General features: G+C 68.4%; 21 protein-coding genes. 9 read left to right on the forward strand and 12 right to left on the reverse strand.

The window, feature by feature from the left end; translation table 11 throughout:
• Positions 1 to 8: 8 nt before the first annotated feature.
• The 6 genes from DEH84_RS10000 to DEH84_RS10025 all read right to left on the reverse strand — a co-directional run bounded on the left by DEH84_RS10000 (position 9) and on the right by DEH84_RS10025 (position 6452).
• A complete protein-coding gene (locus tag DEH84_RS10000) occupies positions 9 to 347 on the reverse strand; it encodes a hypothetical protein (protein WP_109036730.1) in 339 nt (112 codons plus the stop codon).
• A gap of 1 nt (position 348) precedes the next feature.
• Entirely contained in the window at positions 349 to 2145 is a 1797-nt protein-coding gene (locus DEH84_RS10005; RefSeq protein ID WP_109036731.1) for a putative bifunctional diguanylate cyclase/phosphodiesterase, read from the reverse strand.
• 109 nt (positions 2146 to 2254) lie between these two features.
• Positions 2255 to 2896, reverse strand: coding sequence for a response regulator (locus DEH84_RS10010; protein WP_109038318.1), 642 nt, complete (start codon positions 2894 to 2896; stop codon positions 2255 to 2257).
• Positions 2893 to 5430, reverse strand: a complete 2538-nt coding sequence (locus DEH84_RS10015) for a sensor histidine kinase (RefSeq protein ID WP_109036732.1) — start codon at positions 5428 to 5430, stop codon at positions 2893 to 2895. The genes DEH84_RS10010 and DEH84_RS10015 overlap by 4 nt, the downstream gene beginning before the upstream one ends.
• A 9-nt stretch (positions 5431 to 5439) precedes the next feature.
• Positions 5440 to 5802, reverse strand: coding sequence for a RidA family protein (locus DEH84_RS10020; RefSeq protein ID WP_109036733.1), 363 nt, complete (start codon positions 5800 to 5802; stop codon positions 5440 to 5442).
• Positions 5799 to 6452 (reverse strand): YbhB/YbcL family Raf kinase inhibitor-like protein, encoded by a 654-nt coding sequence (locus tag DEH84_RS10025; protein WP_109036734.1) that lies wholly within the window; start codon positions 6450 to 6452, stop codon positions 5799 to 5801. The genes DEH84_RS10020 and DEH84_RS10025 overlap by 4 nt, the downstream gene beginning before the upstream one ends.
• A 147-nt stretch (positions 6453 to 6599) precedes the next feature.
• Between DEH84_RS10025 and DEH84_RS10030 the strand changes: the two genes are divergently transcribed.
• The 5 genes from DEH84_RS10030 to DEH84_RS10050 all read left to right on the forward strand — a co-directional run bounded on the left by DEH84_RS10030 (position 6600) and on the right by DEH84_RS10050 (position 10362).
• Positions 6600 to 7193, forward strand: coding sequence for a TetR/AcrR family transcriptional regulator (locus tag DEH84_RS10030; protein WP_109036735.1), 594 nt, complete (start codon positions 6600 to 6602; stop codon positions 7191 to 7193).
• A gap of 42 nt (positions 7194 to 7235) precedes the next feature.
• Positions 7236 to 8345 carry an alkene reductase gene (locus DEH84_RS10035; RefSeq protein WP_109036736.1) on the forward strand — a complete coding sequence of 370 codons (1110 nt, stop codon included), beginning with the start codon at positions 7236 to 7238 and terminating at the stop codon, positions 8343 to 8345.
• A 101-nt stretch (positions 8346 to 8446) separates the two neighbouring features.
• Entirely contained in the window at positions 8447 to 8854 is a 408-nt protein-coding gene (locus DEH84_RS10040; protein ID WP_109036737.1) for an MAPEG family protein, read from the forward strand.
• A 54-nt stretch (positions 8855 to 8908) separates the two neighbouring features.
• On the forward strand, positions 8909 to 9592 hold the full coding sequence (locus DEH84_RS10045; RefSeq protein ID WP_109036738.1) for a YceH family protein: 684 nt from the start codon (positions 8909 to 8911) through the stop codon (positions 9590 to 9592).
• An 8-nt stretch (positions 9593 to 9600) separates the two neighbouring features.
• Positions 9601 to 10362: an SGNH/GDSL hydrolase family protein gene (locus DEH84_RS10050; protein ID WP_109036739.1), complete on the forward strand. Its 762-nt coding sequence runs from the start codon at positions 9601 to 9603 to the stop codon at positions 10360 to 10362.
• On the opposite strand, the gene DEH84_RS10055 is transcribed toward DEH84_RS10050, so the two are convergent.
• Together DEH84_RS10055 and DEH84_RS10060 are read right to left on the reverse strand one after the other, a co-directional pair.
• A complete protein-coding gene (locus DEH84_RS10055) occupies positions 10307 to 11239 on the reverse strand; it encodes a prenyltransferase (protein WP_109036740.1) in 933 nt (310 codons plus the stop codon). The genes DEH84_RS10050 and DEH84_RS10055 overlap by 56 nt on opposite strands.
• A gap of 18 nt (positions 11240 to 11257) precedes the next feature.
• Positions 11258 to 11866, reverse strand: a complete 609-nt coding sequence (locus tag DEH84_RS10060) for a DUF1415 domain-containing protein (protein WP_109036741.1) — start codon at positions 11864 to 11866, stop codon at positions 11258 to 11260.
• Between the two features lie 17 nt (positions 11867 to 11883).
• Between DEH84_RS10060 and DEH84_RS10065 the strand changes: the two genes are divergently transcribed.
• The 4 genes from DEH84_RS10065 to DEH84_RS10080 all read left to right on the forward strand — a co-directional run bounded on the left by DEH84_RS10065 (position 11884) and on the right by DEH84_RS10080 (position 16071).
• A complete protein-coding gene (locus tag DEH84_RS10065; protein WP_109036742.1) occupies positions 11884 to 12414 on the forward strand; it encodes an MOSC domain-containing protein in 531 nt (176 codons plus the stop codon).
• 69 nt (positions 12415 to 12483) lie between these two features.
• Positions 12484 to 13332, forward strand: coding sequence for an urease accessory protein UreD (locus DEH84_RS10070; protein WP_109036743.1), 849 nt, complete (start codon positions 12484 to 12486; stop codon positions 13330 to 13332).
• Positions 13333 to 13488: 156 nt separating this feature from the next.
• On the forward strand, positions 13489 to 14223 hold the full coding sequence (locus DEH84_RS10075) for a response regulator (RefSeq protein ID WP_109036744.1): 735 nt from the start codon (positions 13489 to 13491) through the stop codon (positions 14221 to 14223).
• A 15-nt stretch (positions 14224 to 14238) separates the two neighbouring features.
• A complete protein-coding gene (locus DEH84_RS10080; protein WP_109036745.1) occupies positions 14239 to 16071 on the forward strand; it encodes an ATP-binding response regulator in 1833 nt (610 codons plus the stop codon).
• A 41-nt stretch (positions 16072 to 16112) separates the two neighbouring features.
• Here the strand turns inward: DEH84_RS10080 and DEH84_RS10085 are convergent, their stop codons facing one another.
• From DEH84_RS10085 to DEH84_RS10100, 4 genes are all read right to left on the reverse strand, one after another.
• Positions 16113 to 17090, reverse strand: coding sequence for an NAD(P)H-dependent flavin oxidoreductase (locus DEH84_RS10085; protein WP_109036746.1), 978 nt, complete (start codon positions 17088 to 17090; stop codon positions 16113 to 16115).
• Between the two features lie 157 nt (positions 17091 to 17247).
• A complete protein-coding gene (locus DEH84_RS10090; protein WP_109036747.1) occupies positions 17248 to 19053 on the reverse strand; it encodes an acyl-CoA dehydrogenase in 1806 nt (601 codons plus the stop codon).
• 126 nt (positions 19054 to 19179) lie between these two features.
• A complete protein-coding gene (locus tag DEH84_RS10095) occupies positions 19180 to 20112 on the reverse strand; it encodes an electron transfer flavoprotein subunit alpha/FixB family protein (RefSeq protein WP_109036748.1) in 933 nt (310 codons plus the stop codon).
• A 10-nt stretch (positions 20113 to 20122) separates the two neighbouring features.
• Complete coding sequence (locus DEH84_RS10100; RefSeq protein WP_109036749.1) at positions 20123 to 20872, reverse strand: electron transfer flavoprotein subunit beta/FixA family protein; 750 nt, start codon at positions 20870 to 20872, stop codon at positions 20123 to 20125.
• Positions 20873 to 21014: the final 142 nt, after the last annotated feature.

Raw genomic sequence — 21014 nt, forward strand, 5'->3', positions numbered from 1 at the left:
AGTTCGGGTCAGCCGTGGCGTGCGATGGGCAGCACGGCTTCCAGGCTGTCCTGCAGCGCATCCCAGGCGCGGACCGGTGGATTGCCGCTGTGGACGTCGTCGCCAAACACCAGAATCCGCGAGTGCGGCGACTGGCGGCGAAAATGGCGGAGCAGCGCCGGCGAGGCGCCCGCAAATGCGCCGTCCATCACGATGACGGCGACGCGCAGCGTGTTCACGAGCAACGCAGCGTCGGAAAGGCTGGACGCCGTGGCCAGCAGGCCTGTCGGCTGGGCTGCGCGCCAGCACTGCTCAACGTCGTGCTGGCGCGCCGCATCGGACACCAGCATCAGCAGGGTCGGGTGCATCTCAGAATTCCATCGGCCGTGAGGGCGCCATCACGACCTCGACCCAGGGGGTGCGGCCAGCCAGAATCGGCGCGAGCGCCTCGGTGTCCAGCGGCCTCGCGAAGAAGTAGCCCTGCGCCTGATCGCAGCCCAGCTCCATCAGCACCTGAACCTGGTCGAAGGTCTCCACGCCCTCCGCCACGCAATGCATGCCGAAGCGATGAGCCAGGCTCACCACGGTCGCCACCACATGGCGGGTGCGGTCGTCGGTGCACAGGTCGGCCACGAAGCTGCGGTCGATCTTGATGCAGCTCACCGGCAGTCGACGCATGTAGGCCAGCGACGAGTAGCCCGTTCCGAAATCGTCGATCGACAGCGTCAGCCCCAGGTGGCGCAGCCCTTGCAGCGTGGTCACGGCGGCATCGAAGTCCTCCAGCAGGATGGACTCCGTCAGCTCCAGCTCGACCAGGTGCGCCGGCACGCGGTGCCGCGCCAGGGCCGCTTCCACACGAGCCACCACGTCAGGTCGCTTGAACTGGGCAGCCGAGAAGTTCACGGCCACCGGCAGGGTGTTCAGGTGGCCCTCGTTCCAGCGCGCCAGGCTGCGCAGCACACTCTCGAGCACACGGTCACCCAGTTCGGCAATGAGCCCATGGCGCTCGGCCAGCGGAATGAAGACGCTGGGTGGCACCGGCTTGCCATCCGGGCCCGTCCAGCGGCACAGGGCCTCGAGCCCCACCGGCGCGCTGGTGTTCAGACGCACCTTGGGCTGAAAGACCACTTCCAGCCGGCCGGCCACGATGTCCTCGCGCAGGGCGCGCGTCAGGCGGCGTTCGGCCTCAAGCCGCTCGTAATGCTGGACGGCGGTTTCCAGCCCCCCCGGTGCCTGTCGTGCAGCCGAGGCCTGCAGCAGCGCATCGGCCGCCCCCAGATGCAGGGCGCCGCCCCCGGGTTCGGCCGCGCCATCGGGGGTGGACAGCACGGCCAGTCCCACCGAAACAGCCACATCCACCGTGCGCCCCGAATCGAGCTGGTAGCGCGTGGCGACGGCATGGCGCATCTGCTCGGCCATGCGATGGATCTCGGCACGCGGCGTGTCGCTGCCGTCCAGCCCCCCGACGGCCCAGGCCAGCGCGAACTCATCGGAACCGACGCGGCCCACCACGCACTCCGCGCCATGCTGGGCCGCCGCCTGCGTGCACCGGTGCGCCACCTGGCGCAGCAGTCCGTCGCCGCAATACAGCCCGTGGTGCTCGTTGATGTCGGTGAAGCCGGTGATGTCCAGCGCCATGAAGGCCAGCGGGCCGGCGCTGGCATGCAGTCGCTCGGTCGCCTTGATGAAGGCCCGACGCCCCAGCACCCCGGTCACGGCATCGACGCCACCGTAATCCTCGCTCTGCGCCTCGGCCAGCTGCGGCGAAGACAGCCCGCTGTAGACGCCCAGAAAGTGGGTGGTCTCGCCACCGCCCTCGTTCAACGCCGAGATGCTCAACCATTCGCGAAACAGCCGTCCGTCCTTGCGACGGTTCCAGATCTCGCCCTGCCAGTGCCCTTCGTCCAGCAAGGCCGTCCACATGCGGCGATAGAAATCGCTGCTCTGCATCTTCGAATGCATGACGGTGGGGAAGCGGCCCCGCAATTCCTCCAGCGCGTACCCCGTTGCCTGCTCGAACGCCGGGTTGACATGACAGATGCGCCCCGCCGTGTCCGTGATCAGCATCGGCGACAGCGTGCGATGAAAGGCCTCGTGCAGGAGACGGGGCCCCAGCTCGAAGGCGGGCATCGGCAGCGCGGCCGTCGCGGAATGGGCAGACAACATGAGACCCCTGTGGTGGATGGGGTCACTGTAGGAAGGCGCGCCCGGCGCCGCTGTCAGGAGTTCTTGACGCGTGCTGTCAGGAGGTGCGGACGGTGCCGCACCTGCCACATCAAACCGTGTCGTTCTTCACGAGTCCGACGCGAATCGCCCAGCGCACGAGCGCCGTCACGTCGCTCACGCCGATCTTGGTCATCAGCCGGCTGCGGTAGGTGTCGACCGTCTTGGGCGACAGGTGCAGCGCCTCGCCGATCGCAGCGCTCGACAAGCCATTGACCACCATCGTGGCGATCTGGCGCTCGCGCCCCGAGAGGCTGGCCAGCGGGTCCGGGGCTGCGTCGGGGGCCGTGGCGCGCAAGGCGATGTCGGCCACGTCGTGGGCCAGATGCCGGCGTCCCTGCAGCACGGTCTGGATGGCGGCCAGCACCTCGCGTGCCGAGGAGCCCTTGAGCACATAGCCCGACGCCCCGAGCCTCAAGGCCTCGGTGATGTGCTGCGGCTGCGGCGACATGGTGAGCACGATGGTGCGGGCGTCCGGCGCGCGCCGCGGCAACTCGGCCAGCACCTCCATGCCGGAGCTAGAGCCCAGATGGAGGTCCAGCAGGATCACGTCAGGTTGCAACTGCTGGATATCGGCCAGGGCGGGCCCGGGCTGGTCTGCCTCGCCCACCACCTCGTGGCCGCTGGCTTCCAGCACGGCACGCATGCCGTCGCGCACCAGCGCGTGGTCGTCGACCAGATAAACACGACTCACCGTGCAGCCTCCCATTGCAATTCGACCAGGGTGCCGCCTTCCGGCCGCGGCACGACGGCCAGCGTGCCATGAATGGCCAACGCCCGCTCACGCATGCCCACCAGCCCGAGGTGACCGGGACGCCCCATGGCCATGTCCGGCGGCAGCCCGCACCCGTTGTCCGTCACGCGCAGGCACAGCAGGCCTTCACGGCCCGACAGCGCAATCTGGATGGACGAGGCCCGGGCATGCTGCAAGGCGTTCACCACCGCTTCGCGGGCGATCATGAAAGCCGCGTACTCGACGTCGGCCGGCCAGCGCTGGCCGGCATCCTGCAATTCGACATCGAAGACGAGACCGGTCCGGGACGTGGCTGGCTGGTGGAGCTGCAGTTCGTTGTCCAGCGCGGCGACCAGCCCCTGGTCTTCCAGCAAGGGCGGGCGCAGGTCAACCAGGGCCTCGCGCACTTCGGCCACGGCCTGCTGGGCCAGACGGTCGACCTTGCCCAGGCGCTCGGACAACGCCTGGTCATCCCGCTGCTGCACGGCCAGCGCCTCGCACGATAGCCGCAGCGCCGTGAGCGTCTGGCCCAGGCGATCGTGCAGCAGTTGCGCCAGCCGCCGCGTCGTGGCCCGCTCCTGGTCCATCAGCTGATGCGTCAGCTCCGACAACTCGAGCTGGTACTGGATTTGTGCCCGCTCGGCGCGCACACGCTCGGTCACGTCGCGCAGCATCGCGGTCAGGACCCGCCGCCCCTGCACCGTGGTCTGAGAGATCGACGCATCGAGCACCAGCTCCTGCCCATCGCTGCGCAGCCCCGCCACCCGGCCCGAACCCATGGTGCGCCGGCTGACCTGCGAGGCCGAAAAACGCTGCATGTCCTGCTGGTGCGCCGACCGAACGCGTTCGGGAATCAGCCGGTCCAGCTGCTCGCCCATCATGTCATCGGCCTGCACGCCGAAGATGCGCTCGGCCGCGGGGTTGAACAGCACGATCCGGCCCGACTCATCGGTGCTGATGACTGCATCGCTGGAAGCCTGGATCACGGCCGCGAGCGTCTCCGTCTGCTCCAGCAAGCGCTGGTTGGCGTGCCGCTCTGCCGTCAGATCACGAACCTGGGTCAGCACCCCCGCGCTGCCGCCATCGGCGTCGTGCAGGCGCGTGACGGTCCATGCCGCCCAGACCTCCTTGCCGGACAAGGTGTCGGCCCGAGCCTGGAAGTGCCAGGCGCCCTCCGGGATCGAGGCGGTTCCCGGCCATGCGGGGGCATCGGCCGGCCACCGCAACAGCTCGGCAAGCGGTCTGCCCGCCGCATCCGGCGGCCAGTCGAACACGGTGGCCGCCTGCCGGTTCCAGTACACCAGCCGCCCCTCGTCATCGACGAGAAACAGCGGTGCAGGCATCTGGTCCAACATGCTGCCCAGGCGTTCGGCGTCGGCCAACAAACGCAGCAGCATCTGCTCGCCCGGGCTGTTGGTGCTGGCCGGACGCACGCGCTGGGCCAGCAGGCGCAGCACGTCGCGGAAGTGCTCGGCAGGCAAGGCGTCCGGGCGACGCGGCACGTGGGCTGCCACCGCGTCCAGCATGTCGGCATAGGGCCGGGCCAGCCGCCGGGCCAGCAGGGCCCCCGCCCCCCCGATGAGCAAGGCCGACAGGGCCCCCCAGAACAGCACATAGCGCTGGAGCGACCGGGCCGGTGCCAGCGCGGCCTCCAGCGGCTGTGTGGCAAGCACGCTCCAGCCGGAACGCACACCCAGCGGGGTGTCTCCCACCGCCACGTGCGCGGCCATGTAGCGGTGCCGCCTGTCGTCCTCCACCGACAACGCATCGACCGACGGGCGCCCCGTCGGCGCCGGCCAGTATGTCGAAGCCAGCGGCGCGCGGCCCAGCACGACCCGGCCCTCCTGTCCGATGATGGCCAGTTCCATGCTGCGCCGACCATCCGGCGTGCCCAGCACGTCTTCACGCAGCAGCGCGAAGGCCTTCGCGTCAAAGTGGCTGGCCAGCACGGCCCACACCCGGCCCTGTGCGTCGCGCACCGGCACGGCCAGGTCGGCCACCTCGTCGGGCACGCCGATCCCGGCGTCCTGCAGCACGGGCTTGAGCGCCACCGGCGGGTGGAAGCTGCCGAACCAAGGCCCATCGCGGCCATGCACGAACACGGGTCGGCTCGCAATCGAGCGGCCTTCCAGCAGCCCACCCGAGCCGGCCAGCACCCGTCCATCCAGTGCCACCAGACCCAGCCACACCACGTTGGGGTCCCGCGCCCTGAAATCATCGAGCGCCGCGCGCCAGGCCTTCACGCCGCCCTGCGAGGACTGCAACGCCGCGTCGCGTCCCAGCAGGTCGATGGCGACCGCGCGACGCGACAGATCCCGGTTGAGTTCTTCGGCATAGGTCTGCGCCGCCTGGCCGATGCGGAAGCGGGCACGCCGGGTCAGGTCGTCACCCACGATGCGGTCGACCCCCAGCAGCATGGCGAGCAGCAGTGCCATGGCCACGGCCAGCGGCACCAGCGGCAGCGCCTTGTGCAGGTTGAGGCGGTGTGCCGGCATGGGGGCTTGTCAGGCGCCGATCTGCCGCGCGACCACCACCACCTCGACCCGCCAGCGCGGATCGGCCAGCGCCGCCTGCACCGTGGCGCGCGGCGGGCTCTGCCCCGGCGCAACCCACGCGTCCCACACGGCATTCATGCGGCCGATGTCAGCAATGTCCTTCAAGAAGATCTGCACGCTCACCAGGTGAGCCTTGTCGCTGCCACACTCGGCGAGCAGGCGGTCGATGTGGCCGAGCACCTCGCCGGTCTGTCCCTCGATGTCGGCCTCGGGATTCAACTCGGGCACCTGCCCTGCCAGCCACACCGTGCCCCCCGCAATCGCGGCCTCGCTCAGGCGGGCACCCACATGCAGACGCTGCAGCCCGCTCATGCCGTGCCCGCCGGTTGCGACGCCAGGCGCGGGTTCAGCGTGTAGGTGCCCGTCAGCGTGGCCTGCGCGAGCACATGGCCCTGCATGGCCTGTCGCACGGCCGGGCCGGTCAGGTCGCCCGCCACCGCCAGCACCGGCACATCGAGCGCAAACACCGTGAACACGTAATGGTGGATGAGGCTGTCGTTCCACGGCGGGCACGGGCCGTCATAGCCGAAGTAGGCGCCCGCCATGTCGGCATCCCCCGCAAACCAGCCGGTGTAGTCGTTCAGGCCATGACGGCCCACGCCCCCGGCCGGCAGCGCCGGGCCAGGCTTGCCACGCGGCGTCACGCCCTCGCTGTGGCTGCCGGCCGCGATCTCGCGCACGGCGGCGGGCAGGTCCACCAGCGTCCAGTGGAAGAAGTCCACACGCGGCAGGTCGGCGGGCACCTCGCGGTCGGGCTGGTTCACGTCGTCGCCCCGGCTCGGCACATCGCGGTCGTGGCAGATCACCACGAAGGACTGCGTGCCTTCCGGCACATCGGACCACGCCAGATGCGGGTTCCGGTTGGGGGCCAGGCGCACCCGCGTGGAGGGGTCGATCACGCAGAACGCGAACGCGTCGGGGATGCGTTCGCCATCGGCAAAGCTTTGGCTGAGGAGTTTCATCAGGGTGTCTCCGTTTCGGACAGATCCGGTCGGCGCCATGCTAGCGCGGCTTCGCGGCAAGCGTGGCCCGTGTGGCGTCGCAAGCCCACAGCAGGACATTTCCGCTTCCCGCTTGCATTCCAAGACGACTGGTCATATTATTTCTTCATGGCCCGCACCGCAGACAAGACCGACATCCCCCGCCGCCTCGCCGAGGCGGGCTACACGCTGTTCAACCAGCTTGGCTACAACGCCACAGGCATCCAGCAGATCACCGAGGCGGCCGGCGTACCGAAGGGCTCGTTCTACAACCACTTCGACAGCAAGGAAGCCTTTGCCGCCCAGATCATTCGCAACTACGCGGTGTGGATGGGCCGGCGATGGGAAGCCATCATGGCCGACGCCCCCGAAGACCCGCTGGACGCCCTGCGCCACCTCTTCAACGCCTTCATCGCCCACCACGAGCAGGCCAGCTGCCCCGGCTGCCTGGTCGGCAACTTTGCCGCCGAAGTGAGCGAAACCAGCGACACCTGCCGCACCGAGCTCGCTCACGTGATGGGCCAATGGCGCGAGCGCCTCGCCGAGCTGATCGAACGCGCGCAGCAGGCCGGCCGCATCCGAACCGACCTGCCCGCCCTCACGCTGTCTGCCTTCTTCTGGGACAGCTGGGAAGGCGCCGTGCTGCGCATGAAGGTCGAACACAGCGCCCAGCCGCTGAAGGACGCGGCCAGCCTGATGCTCGACACCTTTTTCCGTCCCTGAACGTCTGTCAGGCACATCCCTTCCCTACTCCGAGGAAACCACATGGCAAGCCAAACCGCTCTCACCGCCGACGCCCTGTTCCAGCCCTTCCAACTGGGCGACATCACGCTGGCCAACCGCATGGTCATGGCCCCGCTGACCCGCAACCGCGCCGAAGCCGGCAACGTGCCCGGCCCGCTGACGGTCGAGTACTACGCCCAGCGCGCCAGCGTCGGCCTCATCGTGGCCGAAGCCACCCAGGTGTCGGCCCAGGCCCAGGGTTATGTCTCGACCCCCGGCCTGCATACCGCGGAGCAGATTGCCGGCTGGAAGAAGGTCACCGACGCGGTGCACGCCAAGGGCGGCAAGATCTTCGTGCAGCTGTGGCACACCGGCCGCATGTCGCACAACGCCTTCCAGCCGGGTGAACAGGCCCCGGTCGCACCGTCGGCCATCCGCGCCAACGCCAAGACGTACATTCCTGGCCAGGGCTATGTCGACACCTCCGAGCCGCGCGCACTGGAAACCAGCGAGATCCCCGGCATCGTCAACGACTTCCGCACCGCCGCCCGCAACGCCATCGAAGCCGGCTTTGACGGCGTCGAAATCCACGGTGCCCACGGCTACCTGCTGGACGCCTTCCTGCGTGATGGCTCGAACAAGCGCACCGACATCTACGGTGGCCCGATCGAGAACCGCGCCCGCTTCCTGCTCGAGGTGATGGCCGCCGTGATCGGCGAGATCGGCGCCCAGCGCGTCGGCGTGCGTCTGTCGCCCGTGTCGCCCGTCAACGATTCGAGCGAAAGCAACCCGCAGCCGCTGTTCGAGTACGTGGTCCGTGAGCTGGAGAAGCTGCACCCGGTCTACGTGCACGTCGTCGAAGGCTATACCGGTGGCCCGCGCGACAACGCCCCGTTCGATTACGACGCCCTGCACAAGCTGTATTCCGGCGTCTGGATGGTCAACAACGGCTACACCAAGGAAATGGCGGCCGAGGCCATCACCAGCGGCAAGGGCGATCTGGTGTCGTTCGGCCGCGCGATGATCACCAACCCCGACCTGCCGCGCCGCCTGAAGGAAGGTGCGCCGCTGAACGAACTGTTCAAGGACGCGCCGCTGTACGGCGGTCAGGGTGCCCACGGCTACACCGACTACCCGGCCCTGCCCGCCTGACATCGGACACCCGTTTGATGGGGGAGATGGCGACAGCCTGATTTGACAAGGAACGTTGTCACAACCAGAATCTCGCCACCCCTCATCCAACAGGAGACAAGATGTCCATTGCCAACACCTGCGTGCTGGTTGCCGCCGTGATGCCCGTCGTCACCATGGGCCTGGCCAAGGCCAGCACCGTGGGGCGCAAGCGCCGTGACGGCGGCTACGACAACAACAACCCGCGTGAATGGGCTACCCAGTTGCAAGGCTGGCCGGCCCGCGCGGCGGCGGCGCAGAACAACGGCTTCGAAGCACTGCCGCTGTTCGTGTTTGCCGTGCTGGCAGCCCAGGCGGCGGGTCTGGATCAGGGCCGCACCGACATGCTGGCCATGGCCTTCATCGGCATTCGCGTGGTGTACACGGCGCTGTATCTGGCCAACGTGGCGGCGCTGCGCTCGCTGGTCTGGGCCGCGGGCCTGGGCGTCACCATCGCCATGTTCGCGCCGACGCTCAAACTGCCGTTCTGAGCGTGCGCTGGGGTTAAGCTCCACGGCCTGAACAGCCGTACCGTGGAGCCCTGAATGCAACGCCCCCTGACCCCTGAAGAGGCCCGTGTGCTGGCCGTGCTGGTCGAAAAACAGCACACGGTGCCCGACAGCTACCCGCTGTCCCTGAACGCCCTCACCCTGGGCTGCAATCAGAAGACCGCCCGCGACCCGGTGATGAACCTGAGCGAGGCGGATGTCCTGGCGGCCGTCAACGGCTTGAAGGAACTCAGCCTGGTGAGTGAAGTGAGCGGCAGCCGCGTGGTGCGCTTCGACCACAACGCGGCCCGAGGCCTGGGCGTGCCCAGCCAGTCGGTGGCCCTGCTGACGATGCTGATCCTGCGCGGCCCGCAGACCGCCGCCGAGTTGCGCCTGCACTGCGAGCGACTGCACCGCTTTGTCGACATTTCATCGGTCGAAGGCTTTCTGGAAGAACTCGCCGAGCGCGAGCCGCACCGCGTGGTGAAGCTGCCGCGCGCCCCAGGCGCCCGCGAGGCCCGGTGGGCCCATCTGCTGTGTGGTGAACCGACCATGCCGCTGGCCACCGCATCGGCGGTGCAGGCCCCCGCCGCGCTGGAAGCCGAGGTGGCCTCACTGCGCGACACGGTGGCCACCATGCAGACCGCCCAGGCCGCTCAGGCCAGCGAGATCGATCGGCTGCGCGCGCTGGTGCAACGCCTGGCCGCCGAACTCGGCGTGTCGACCGAACCCGACGCCTGATCGGCAACATGGACCTCGCTCACCTGCTGGCCACCGTGACCCTGGGCCCCGTGTTGCTGATGCAGGGTCGCGGCGTGCGCAAACGAACCCCGCGCCTGCCAGAGGCCGCCGGCCCACGCGCAGGCCACCGTGGCGCGGGCCCCGACCTGCGCTTGCTGATCCTGGGTGACTCGGCCGCAGCTGGGGTCGGATGCGATCACCAGGACGATGCCGTGTGTGGCCATCTGGTCCGGCAACTGGCGGACCACCACACCGTGCACTGGCGACTGGAAGCGCAGACCGGCCGCACCACGGCTGACACCCTGGCGCACCTGCGTTCACTGCCACGCGAGCCCGCCGACGCGGTGCTGGTGTCCCTCGGTGTGAACGACGTGACGGCCGGGCTGCACACCGGCACCTGGCTGGCGCAACAGGCCGAGTTGGTCGGGCAGTTGCGCGCCCTGTGTGGCGCGCCGCAGATCTGGCTCACGGTCGTTCCGCCCATGGGGCATTTTCCTGCGCTGCCGCAGCCCCTGCGCGGCTACCTCGGCGCGCAGGCCCGTCGCTTCAACACCGCACTGACTCGCTGGGCCGGCACACAGCCCGACGTGGCCATCCTGAACCCGGCGCTGCCGCTGGACCCAACCCTGATGGCGTCAGACGGGTTCCATCCAGGCCCGGCTGCGCACCGCGCCTGGGCCCAGGCGGCGGCCGACGCCATCCAGGCCAGCCGGTTCAGTGCGCAGACCACGCTACGCCCAGCGCCACCAGCACCGGCGTCAGCAGCGTGAGCGCCACGTTGCGACCCAGGGTGGGCAGCAAGGCCTCCGGCGCATCGGCATGGGCGGCTGCACCGCGCCACACCTGCCAGGCCAGCGGCAGGGTCAGCAGCCCTGCCATGGCACTCACTGGCAGCAGCCGGGCCGCCACCATGCTGGCCAGCAACGCGTAAGCCAAGGCACTCTGCAGCCCGATGAGGTGGGCGCAACGCCGGCGCCCCCACTGCATCGGCAGCGTGCGGCGCCCCACCGACCGGTCGGCGTCCACATCCGGGAACTGATTGAGCAACAGCAGGTTGTTGACCAGGAAGAACGGCAGCAGGGGCAGCAGCCAAGCCACTGTCGACGCCTGCACGCCCACCAACACCGACACCGTGCCCCAGCCCATCAACGGCCCGAAGCCCAGGCCCGGCGCGATCAGACACAGCCAGGGATGACGGGTGACCCACGGCGTGTAGGCGGCCGCCAGGCCCAGTCCCGCCACGCCCACCGGCAACAGAACCGGCCAGGCGGCCCCATGCCGCGACAGCAACCACAGGCCCGTCAGGCCCGCCAGTGCCAGACAGCCCGTGCCCATGCGCCAGGCCAGCGGCACCAGCCCGGGGTGAGCCGGCAGCGCGCCACTGCCCCCACTGAACGGGGTGCGCTGCGTGCGCAGATCCAGACCGGACCGGAAATCGTGATGCTCGTTGAGCGCGTTCACGCCCACGTGCGCCGCCAGGGCGCCCAGCACCGCGGCCACACCGTCCACCAGCGACAAGCTTAATCCCTGAGCCTGCGCGGCCAGATGGCACCCGGCCAGGGCCAGCGCCATGCAAGCGGGCGTCAACAGCAGGAAAGGCAGCCTCGCAGGGCCCCACCAGGGCAGCCCGCCACGCTCGTGCGCCATCACGCAGCCCTTTCCACCTCAGTGCGCGGCAGCGCCACCTTCCTCGGCACCAGCGTTCGGCGCGGCCTCGGCCAGCCAGAGCTGGCGCCAGCCTGCATGGCCCAGCCGCTGCAGCGTCGCGATGTTTGTCTCGTAGATGTCGGCCGCATCGGGAAAGGCTGCCACCGCCTGCGCAATGCTGCTTTCTCGCAGCAGATGCAAGGTCGGGTATGGCGCCCGGTTCGAGAAGTTCTCGATGTCGTCGGGTTCGCTGTCGGCGAACTGGTAATCGGGGTGAAAGCTGGCCACCTGCAGCTCACCGTCCAGTTCCATCTCCTCGACGATGGCGTCGGCCACATCGAGGAAGTCATTGAAATCGAGGAAATCGCCCAGCACCTGCGGATGGATCAGCAGCGTCGTTTCCACGGCCTCCGGATCGGCATCGCGCAGCAGGGCCAGTTCGGCCATCAGCTCCTCGGCCAGGGCCTCGGGCGTGGTCGCCGTCGACACCACGTAGCGGATCTGCTGTTTGACGTGCACGGCCTTGGCAAACGGGCAGAGGTTCAGGCCGATCACGGCCTTTTCGAGCCAGTTGCGTGTGGCTGCCGTCACGGCGGCAGCATCGGTGTCGGTGGGGGTGTAAGGCATGTGGCATTCTCCCACGCATGCTGTCCTCTCCCACGCTGCGTGACCTGGCCTGCCAGTTCCCCCGCCCTGGCCGAATTGAAGCCGTGTTCGTTCGTCCCCGGCGGCTCGCGCCGGTCGAGCGGGTGGGCCATGTTCAGGCGCTGGCGGGTCGCGGCCTGATGGGCGACCGCAGCGCGGCCCGGGCGCCGACGCGCCCCGAAGGCGGCAAGCGCCAGGTCACGCTCATCCAGGCCGAGCACCTGCCTGTGGTGGCTGCGCTGATGCAGCAGCCCGCGGTGGACCCGGCCCTGTTGCGCCGCAATCGGGTCGTGAGTGGCCTCAACCTCCTGGCGGCCCGCGCCCTGTTCAAGGATGCGCCCCTGCAGTTGCGCATCGGGGACGAGGTGGTGCTCGAGCTGACCGGCCCATGCGATCCCTGCTCACGCATGGAGGCCCTGCTCGGTCCTGGCGGCTACAACGCCATGCGCGGGCACGGCGGCATGACGGCACGGGTGTTGCGTGGTGGGATGATCCGCGAAGGCGACCCCGTCCGCTGCGAACCGGCCTGATCGCGCACACCAGTCCCCCTCTTTCCGACCTTGACGGGCCTGCGCCCTTCCCTGCCCTTTCTTCACACCATGAGCTGGCTCGGCCACCTGACCCTGGACTACCGCCTCGACGGCGATCGCACCACCGCGCTGGACCGCCACGATGGCCCCCTGCGCGTCCTGCAGCGTCTTTACCCGGAAGGCCCGCGCGTGTGCCACCACGTGCTGGTGCACCCGCCCGGTGGCATCGTCGGCGGCGATGTGCTCGACATCCAGGCCAACCTGGCTGCGGACACCCATGCGCTCATCACCACCCCCGGCGCCACACGCTTCTACCGCAGCAGCGGGCCGGAAGCCGTGCAGTCCCTCACCGCCCGCGTGGCCGACGGCGCCCGCCTCGAATGGCTGCCGCTGGAAACCATTGCCTACCGCAGCAGCGTGGCCACTAACCGCATGCGCTTCGAGCTGGCGCCGGGCGCCGAAATGATCGGCTGGGACGTGCTGGCCCTGGGCTTGCCGGCCGCAGGCGAAGCGTTCGAGCAGGCGGCTTCGCCCGTGGGCAGCCGCTACACGCAGGAAATCGAGGTGCCCGGCGTCTGGCTGGAACGAGGCACCGTGCGCGCCGACGACACCGCCCTGCTCGACAGCCCGCTGGGCTGGGCCGGGCACCGGGTGATGGGCACCGCGTGGCTCGCGGCAGGCAGCCCGCTCGCGCGCGAACGCCGTGAGGCGCTGCTGGATCACGCGCGCCAGGCCGCGAGCGCCCATGAACTTGCCACCACGGCGGGCGCCACCAGCCCGCACGCCGAGGTCATCGTGCTGCGCGTGCTGGGCCCCCGGGTCGAGCCCGTGATGCAGTTGCTTGCCCAGGTGTGGGCCCGCTGGCGCACCGAGGCCTGGCAGATCGATCCAGTGCCCCCGCGCGTCTGGCGCACCTGACGCGGTGCCCCCGCCCCCTCTTCTGCGCGGGCGACCGCGCGAAGCGGCCTGGCTGCAAGCCACTATCATGTGCGGTTGACAAACACGACCATGCAGCGGCCTTGAACGGCCACTGACGCGGCCGCAAAAAACAAGAGCATTTCAAGGAGTCCGCCCATGAGGGTCTTGCTGATTGACGACCACCCCCTGATCCTGTCCGCGCTGCAGTCGGTGATTCAGGGCCTGGGCGACAACGTCACCGTCGACGCCGCAGACAGCGGCCATGCGGCCCGCCAGGCGCTGCGCACCCCGCCAGCCTATGACCTGGTGCTGCTGGATCTCCACCTGGGCGACGTCGACGGCTTTGACCTCCTGGCCGAGTTCCGGACGCTCTACCCCGCCCTGCCCGTCGTGGTGATCTCGGCGTCCGACCGCACCAGCGATGTCATCCGCGCGATCGACATGGGCGCCATGGGCTTCGTGCCCAAGCGCGCCACCAACGAAACCCTGTTCGACGCCCTCCAGCAGGTCATGTCAGGCGGCGTGTACGTGCCGCCCATGAGCATGGGCGCCCACAGCCACACCCAGCTCAGCAGCTCGCCCGCCCTGCGTCAGGTACAGCGCGAGGCCGTCGACTCCGGCTTCCAGACCATGCCCTCGCTCACCCAGTTGGGGCTGACCCCCCGGCAGGCCGACGTGCTGGGCCTGCTGCTCAAGGGCCAGCCCAACAAGCTGATCGCCCGGGAACTGGGCCTGTCGGTGGAGACCGTCAAGGACCACGTGGCGGCCGTGCTGCGTGCCCTGGGCGTCAGTTCGCGCACCCAGGCGGTGATTGCCGTCAGCCAGATTCTTCAGAAGACGAGCGTGCCCGTGCCCACCGTGGGCGGCATGGGCGTCTGGCGCCCTCGCTGACCCGGAGCCACCATCATGGCTGTGACTGCCACCCTGCCCGCCATCGAGCCGGGCACGGGGGGGCGCGGGCTGCCTGCGCCCTCCAACGACGCCCTGATCGAAGACACCGAGCGCCTGGTCTACCGCCAGACCAGCGCCGGCCTCATGGGGCACTTCCTCGGCATGGTCGTCGTGGCGCTGGCTTACTGGAAAGTGGCCCCGCCCGTCGTGCTGCGCGGCTGGATCATCGCCTTTCTGGTGCTGTGGACCATCCGCTTCGCGACCCTGCTCGCGCACGACCGCGCCGTGATGCAGGGCGAGGACGCCCCCGCGCGCTGGCTGCGTCGCTGGAACGCCGGTGCCCTGGCCGGCGCCGCGCTCTGGAGCCTGGGCTCCATGCTGCTGTACGACCATGGCGGCTGGTTCCAGCGCACCACGCTGATGCTGGCCATCTACTCGTTCGCGATCGGCGCCGTGCCCTACATGGCTTCGCAGCCCAAGCTGTTTCTCAGCTGCATGGGGCTGTACTTCCTGCCCATGATCGGACGCACGGCCCTGCACGGCGGCCCGGACGACGTCCACCTGGCAGGCGTGTGGTGCCTCATGGCGCTGTGCACGCTGGTCGTGGGCCGCGGCTTTCACAACGTGTTCGGCGACATGGTCAGCCTGCGCCTGCACAGCGAAGACCTGGCTCAGCGCCTGAAGGGCGAAATGGCACTGGCCGAAGCCGCGCAGCGCGAAGCCGAGACCGCCAACCGCGCCAAGACGCAGTTCTTTGCGGCCGCCAGCCATGATCTGCGCCAGCCTTTGCACGCCATGGGGCTTTTCGCCGAGGCGCTGCGCCAGCGCTGCAAGGACGACGACGTCGTCCACCTCGTCAACAGCATCAACAGCTCGGTCGATGCACTCGAAGGCCTGTTCAGCGAACTGCTCGACATCACCAAGATCGACACGGGGGCGGTCGAGATCGAGCCCGAGCACTTCTCGATGCGCGATCTCTTCGCGCGCATCCGGCTTCACTTCGAGCCCACTGCGTTCGAGAAGGGCCTCATGCTCGGCTTCCGGGGTGAACACCACCACGCCTACGCCGACCCGGTCATCGTCGAGCGCATCCTGCGCAACCTGGTGTCCAACGCGATCCGCTACACCGAAGACGGGGGCGTGCTGGTCAGCTGCCGTCGCCGCGGTCAGGCGCTGTGCCTGCAGGTCTGGGACACCGGCATCGGCATCACCGAGAAAGAGCAAGGCCGCATCTTCGACGAGTTCTACCAGACGCACAGCGGCCGCCCGCTGGAACCGCACCACCGCAAGGGCCTGGGCCTGGGGCTGGCCATCGTCAAGCGGCTGGCCGACCTGATGCAGAGCCCGCTGACGCTGCGCTCACGTGTCGGTCACGGCACCGTGTTCACGCTGATGATTCCGGTCGGCCGAGCACCGCGCCTGCAGCCGGCCAGCACGCTGAGCCGGCCTACCCTCGGCATCACACTCGACCGCCGACACGTGGTGGTGGTGGAAGACGAGCAGGCCGTGCTGGACGGACTGCAGGTGCTGCTCAAAGGCTGGGGGGCGACCGTCAGTGCCTTCGATTCCGTCCCCGGCGTGAGCGCGTGGGCTCAGCAGACCACCGCTCGCCCCGATCTGGTGATCGTGGACTACCGCCTGCCGGAGCAACAGACCGGCATCGACGCCATCCGGGCCTTACGGGCCCGGTTCGGCAAGGATCTGCCCGTCATCATGGTCACGGGCAGCACGATGACCGGCCATGAGGAGGAAGCGCGGCAGCATAACTTCCATGTGCTCATCAAGCCCGTCGTGCCCACCAAGCTGCGGGCGATGATCGCCTTCAAACTCGGCGTGCGCCAGGGCTGAACACCGGGGCCTGTGGGCCCCCGGCGTTTCGGCCGCCGCCTTCAGCCAGCGCAGAGTGCGCGACGCGCGTCGTCGTACTCGCGTTGCAGCCGCGCCACCAGCTCGGCGGCCGGCACCACGGCCTTGATCGCGCCAATGCCCTGGCCGCAGCCCCAGATGTCCTTCCAGGCCTTCTTGGCGGCGCCCGCATCCTGCCCGCCGTCCGTTGTGCCGAAGTCCATCTTGCTCGGGTCGGCTTCCGGCAGGTGGTCCGGGTCCATGCCGGCGGCGGCAATCGAGCCCTTCAGATAGTTGCCGTGCACGCCCGAGAAGTAGTTGGTGTAGACGATGTCCTGGCTGTTGCTGTCGACGATCATCTGCTTGTAGCCTTCCACCGCCCGCGCCTCTTCCGTGGCGATGAAGGCCGAGCCGATGTAGGCAAAGTCGGCCCCCATGGCACGCGCCGCGAGGATGCTGCGCCCGTTGGCGATCGACCCCGACAGAGCCAGCGGGCCATCGAACCATTCGCGCAGTTCCTGCACGAGGGCGAAGGGGCTGGTCGTGCCCGCATGCCCGCCCGCGCCAGCCGCCACCGCGATCAGGCCGTCGGCGCCCTTCTCGACCGCCTTGCGCGCAAAGCGGTTGTTGATGACGTCGTGCATCACCACACCGCCATAGCCGTGCACGACCTGGTTCACGTCCTCACGCGCACCCAGCGACGTGATGATCAGCGGCACCTTGTACTTCTCGCACAGCGCCAGGTCGTGCTCCAGCCGGTTGTTGCTCTTGTGGACGATCTGGTTGATGGCGAACGGCGCCGCAGGCTGATCGGGGTGGGCTGCATCGTGCGCGGTCAGCGCCTCGGTGATCTCGTGCAACCACTCGTCGAGCTGGGATGCCGGGCGGGCGTTGAGTGCCGGCATCGAGCCCACGACGCCGGCTTTGCACTGGGCAATCACGAGCTTGGGCGTGCTGACGATGAACATGGGCGACGCGATCACCGGAAAGCGCACGCGCTGCAGAACGGAAGGCAAAGGCATGAAGTCTCCTTAAAAGGGCGGGCCGCTTCAGTGTCGGCTTCGTGATCCACTCAAACAAAAAAGGCCCCGACCAGCGCGGTGCCGGACGGGGCCAGAGGCTCATCGCAGAAGCGGGCAGCGCGGTGGCGGCATCGCGTCAACGTGGGCCGTCATGCGATCAGAACGCATCCACAGGCATCGCGGTGACCGACTCGCCACCCTGCAGGATGCTGTCGCGCAGCGAGGCGACGCGTGCCAGGATGTGGTCGCCATAGAAGCGGCAGGTCGCGACCTTGGCCGACATGAAGGCCGCGTCCTCACCGGCCGCCAGCTTGTCTTCGGCCACGATCAGCGCACGACCCATCTGCCAGCCCGACACCAGGTTGCCGGTCAGCATCAGGTAAGGCACCGAGCCGGCAAACACGGCGTTCGGGTTGGCCTTGACGTTGGCCAGCACGAAGTCGACCACCTGCAGGAAGGCCTCGCGGGCCGTCTTCAGCTGGGCGGCGTACTTCTTGCCCGCTTCGCTGGCGCGGCCGGTCAGCTGGCCTTCCACGTCGGCGATCTGGGCTGCGATGGCACGGGCCATGGCGCCGCCGTCACGCGCGGTCTTGCGGCCGACCAGGTCGTTGGCCTGGATGGCGGTCGTGCCTTCGTAGATCGGCAGGATGCGCGAGTCGCGGTAGTACTGGGCGGCACCGGTTTCTTCGATGAAGCCCATGCCACCGTGCACTTGCACGCCCAGCGAGGTCACTTCCACGGAGTTCTCGGTCGAGAAGCCCTTGATCAGCGGCACCAGGAACTCGTAGAAAGCCTGCGCCTGCTTGGCGGTGTCGGCATCCGGGTGGTGGTGGGCCGTGTCGTAGGCCGCCGCACCCACCATGGCCATGGCACGCTCGCCTTCGATCAGCGCACGCATGGTCATCAGCATGCGCTTCACATCCGGGTGGTGAATGATCGCCACCGACTCCTTGGCCGAGCCGTCGACCGGACGCGACTGCACGCGGTCACGGGCATAGGCCACGGCGTGCTGGTAGGCACGCTCGGACACGGCCAGCCCCTGCAGACCGACGTCGTAGCGGGCGGCGTTCATCATGATGAACATGTACTCGAGGCCGCGGTTTTCTTCGCCCACGAGGTAGCCGATGGCGCCCGGGCCCACTTCGCCCTTGTCGTCACCGTAGACCAGCACGGCGGTCGGCGAGGCCTTGATGCCCAGCTTTTCTTCGATGGAGGCGCAGTACACGTCGTTGCGCTGCCCCAGAGAGCCGTCGGCATTGACCATGAACTTCGGCACCACGAACAGCGAGATGCCCTTCACGCCTTCCGGGGCGTCCGGCGTGCGCGCCAGCACCAGGTGCACGATGTTCTCGGACATGTCGTGCTCACCGTAGGTGATGAAGATCTTCTGCCCGGAGATGCGGTAGGTGCCGTCGGCCTGCTTCACAGCCTTGGAGCGCACGAGCGCCAGGTCCGAACCGGCCTGCGGCTCGGTCAGGTTCATGGTGCCCGTCCACGTCCCCTCGATCATCTTGGGGATGTAGCGCTGCTTGAGCTCATCGCTGGCCGCAGTCAGCAGGGCTTCGGTGGCGCCGGTCGTGAGGATGGAGCACAGCGAGAAGCTCAGGTTGGCCGCCATCGTCATTTCGATGCAGGCCGCGCCGATGGTCTTGGGCAGGCCCTGGCCGCCGTATTCGGTCGGCATCTGCAGGCCTTGCCAGCCACCTTCGGTCAGCGCCTTGTAGGCTTCCTTGAAGCCCGGCGAAGCCTTCACCACGCCGTTGTCCCACGAGCCGTGGTCCTGGTCACCGCTCCAGTTCAGCGGGGCGACCACTTCTTCGTTGAACTTCGCGGCTTCTTCGAGCACGGCCTGAGCCGTCTCGTAGCCGGCGTCTTCGAAGCCGGGGATCTGCGCAATCTGGTCGATGCCAGCCAGTTCCTTCATGCAGAACAGCTGGTCTTTCACGGGGGCCTTGAATGCCATGGTGTGTCACTCCACGTTCAACGTCCGATGCGAGGGATTCTCGGACGAAAAAAGGGGCGCCTCGAAGGACGCCCCGGTGCGGTGCTCAGTCAGACATGGTGGTCTGCCTGCATCACCACGCGTTCATCACAGTGCCTTCACGAGCTCGGGCACGGCCGTGAACAGATCGGCTTCCAGGCCGAAGTCGGCCACCTGGAAGATCGGGGCTTCCGGATCCTTGTTGATGGCCACGATGACTTTCGAATCCTTCATGCCGGCCAGGTGCTGGATGGCGCCCGAGATGCCGCAGGCCACATACAGCTGCGGCGCGACGATCTTGCCGGTCTGGCCGACCTGCCAGTCGTTCGGGGCGTAGCCAGCGTCCACCGCAGCGCGCGAGGCGCCCAGGGCAGCGCCCAGCTTGTCGGCCAGCGGCGACATGACTTCATTGAACTTCTCGGCCGAACCCAGCGCACGGCCACCCGACACCACGATCTTGGCGGCGGTCAGCTCGGGACGCTCGGACTTGGTCACTTCACGGCCGACGAAGGCCGACGTGCCGGCGTCTGCGGTGGCAGCCACGGTTTCCACGGCGGCCGAACCGCCGGTGGTGGCGGCGGCGTCGAAGGCGGTGCCGCGCACGGTCAGCACCTTCACGGCGTCAGCCGATTGCACGGTGGCAATGGCGTTGCCGGCGTAGATGGGGCGCTCGAAGGTGTCGGCGCTGACCACCTTGGTGATTTCCGAGATCTGGGCGACGTCCAGCTTGGCGGCCACGCGGGGGGCCACGTTCTTGCCCGACGCGGTGGCCGGGAAGACGATGTGGCTGTAGGCCGAGGCCACGGCCAGCACCTGGGCGGCGAGGTTTTCAGCCAGGCCGTCGGCGAACTGGGCGCCGTCGGCGTGCAGCACCTTGGCCACGCCGGCGATCTGGGCAGCGGCCGAAGCCGCGGCACCGGCGTTGGCACCCGCCACCAGCACGTGCACGTCGCCACCGATCGCCTTGGCGGCCGTCACGGTGTTGAGCGTAGCGCCCTTGATGCTGTTGTTGTCGTGTTCAGCAATGACGAGAACGGTCATGGGTTACTCCTCAGATCACTTTGGCGTCGTTCTTGAGCTTGCTCACCAGGGTGGCCACGTCGGGCACCTTGATACCGGCGGAGCGCTTGGGCGGCTCGGCGACGCTCAGGGTCTTGATGCGCGGGGCCACGTCCACACCCAGGTCGGCCGGCTTGACGGTCTCCAGGGGCTTCTTCTTGGCCTTCATGATGTTGGGCAGCGTGACGTAGCGCGGCTCGTTCAGGCGCAGGTCGGTGGTGACCACGGCCGGCAGCTTCAGCTTCACGGTCTCCAGGCCGCCGTCGACTTCGCGGGTGACCACGGCGTGGCCGTCCGCGACTTCGACCTTCGAGGCGAACGTGCCTTGCGGCAGGTCGGCCAGCGCAGCCAGCATCTGGCCGGTCTGGTTGCTGTCGTCGTCGATCGCCTGCTTGCCCAGGATGATCAGGTCGGGCTTTTCCTTGTCGACCAGCGCCTTGAGCACCTTGGCCACGGCCAGGGGCTGCACTTCGGCGTCGGTCTCGACCAGGATGCCGCGGTCGGCACCAATGGCCATCGCGGTGCGCAGGGTTTCCTGGCACTGCGCCACGCCGATCGACACAGCGATGATCTCGGTGACGATGCCCTTTTCCTTCAGACGCGTCGCCTCTTCCACGGCGATCTCGTCGAACGGGTTCATGGACATCTTGACGTTGGCGATGTCGACGCCAGAGCCGTCGGACTTGACGCGAACCTTCACGTTGTAGTCCACAACCCGCTTGACTGGAACCAGAGCCTTCATGCGTTGTTCTCCTGCGCAATGAGGAAGTTGATCAAAAAGCCGCGCCTTTAAAAAAGCACGATCGTTCGATTCTAGCGCGACTTCGTCCGCTGGCAAGTGCAATCGGTGCACCCGATGAGGGAAAATCTCCCCTGTTCGCCTT

Source organism: Aquabacterium olei, assembly GCF_003100395.1.
Taxonomy (GTDB): Bacteria; Pseudomonadota; Gammaproteobacteria; order Burkholderiales; family Burkholderiaceae_C; genus Aquabacterium; species Aquabacterium olei.

Bases quoted from the DNA above. Each gene is read 5' to 3' on its own strand.
- DEH84_RS10095 (WP_109036748.1), bottom strand. From the start codon at position 20,112: ATGACCGTTCTCGTCATTGCTGAACACGACAACAACAGCATCAAGGGC.
- DEH84_RS10025 (WP_109036734.1), bottom strand. From the start codon at position 6,452: ATGAAACTCCTCAGCCAAAGCTTTGCCGATGGCGAACGCATCCCCGAC.
- DEH84_RS10030 (WP_109036735.1), top strand. From the start codon at position 6,600: ATGGCCCGCACCGCAGACAAGACCGACATCCCCCGCCGCCTCGCCGAG.
- DEH84_RS10040 (WP_109036737.1), top strand. From the start codon at position 8,447: ATGTCCATTGCCAACACCTGCGTGCTGGTTGCCGCCGTGATGCCCGTC.
- DEH84_RS10060 (WP_109036741.1), bottom strand. From the start codon at position 11,866: ATGCCTTACACCCCCACCGACACCGATGCTGCCGCCGTGACGGCAGCC.
- DEH84_RS10005 (WP_109036731.1), bottom strand. From the start codon at position 2,145: ATGTTGTCTGCCCATTCCGCGACGGCCGCGCTGCCGATGCCCGCCTTC.
- DEH84_RS10080 (WP_109036745.1), top strand. From the start codon at position 14,239: ATGGCTGTGACTGCCACCCTGCCCGCCATCGAGCCGGGCACGGGGGGG.
- DEH84_RS10045 (WP_109036738.1), top strand. From the start codon at position 8,909: ATGCAACGCCCCCTGACCCCTGAAGAGGCCCGTGTGCTGGCCGTGCTG.
- DEH84_RS10075 (WP_109036744.1), top strand. From the start codon at position 13,489: ATGAGGGTCTTGCTGATTGACGACCACCCCCTGATCCTGTCCGCGCTG.
- DEH84_RS10055 (WP_109036740.1), bottom strand. From the start codon at position 11,239: ATGGCGCACGAGCGTGGCGGGCTGCCCTGGTGGGGCCCTGCGAGGCTG.
- DEH84_RS10085 (WP_109036746.1), bottom strand. From the start codon at position 17,090: ATGCCTTTGCCTTCCGTTCTGCAGCGCGTGCGCTTTCCGGTGATCGCG.
- DEH84_RS10070 (WP_109036743.1), top strand. From the start codon at position 12,484: ATGAGCTGGCTCGGCCACCTGACCCTGGACTACCGCCTCGACGGCGAT.
- DEH84_RS10020 (WP_109036733.1), bottom strand. From the start codon at position 5,802: ATGAGCGGGCTGCAGCGTCTGCATGTGGGTGCCCGCCTGAGCGAGGCC.
- DEH84_RS10050 (WP_109036739.1), top strand. From the start codon at position 9,601: ATGGACCTCGCTCACCTGCTGGCCACCGTGACCCTGGGCCCCGTGTTG.
- DEH84_RS10100 (WP_109036749.1), bottom strand. From the start codon at position 20,872: ATGAAGGCTCTGGTTCCAGTCAAGCGGGTTGTGGACTACAACGTGAAG.
- DEH84_RS10065 (WP_109036742.1), top strand. From the start codon at position 11,884: ATGCTGTCCTCTCCCACGCTGCGTGACCTGGCCTGCCAGTTCCCCCGC.
- DEH84_RS10090 (WP_109036747.1), bottom strand. From the start codon at position 19,053: ATGGCATTCAAGGCCCCCGTGAAAGACCAGCTGTTCTGCATGAAGGAA.
- DEH84_RS10000 (WP_109036730.1), bottom strand. From the start codon at position 347: ATGCACCCGACCCTGCTGATGCTGGTGTCCGATGCGGCGCGCCAGCAC.
- DEH84_RS10015 (WP_109036732.1), bottom strand. From the start codon at position 5,430: ATGCCGGCACACCGCCTCAACCTGCACAAGGCGCTGCCGCTGGTGCCG.
- DEH84_RS10035 (WP_109036736.1), top strand. From the start codon at position 7,236: ATGGCAAGCCAAACCGCTCTCACCGCCGACGCCCTGTTCCAGCCCTTC.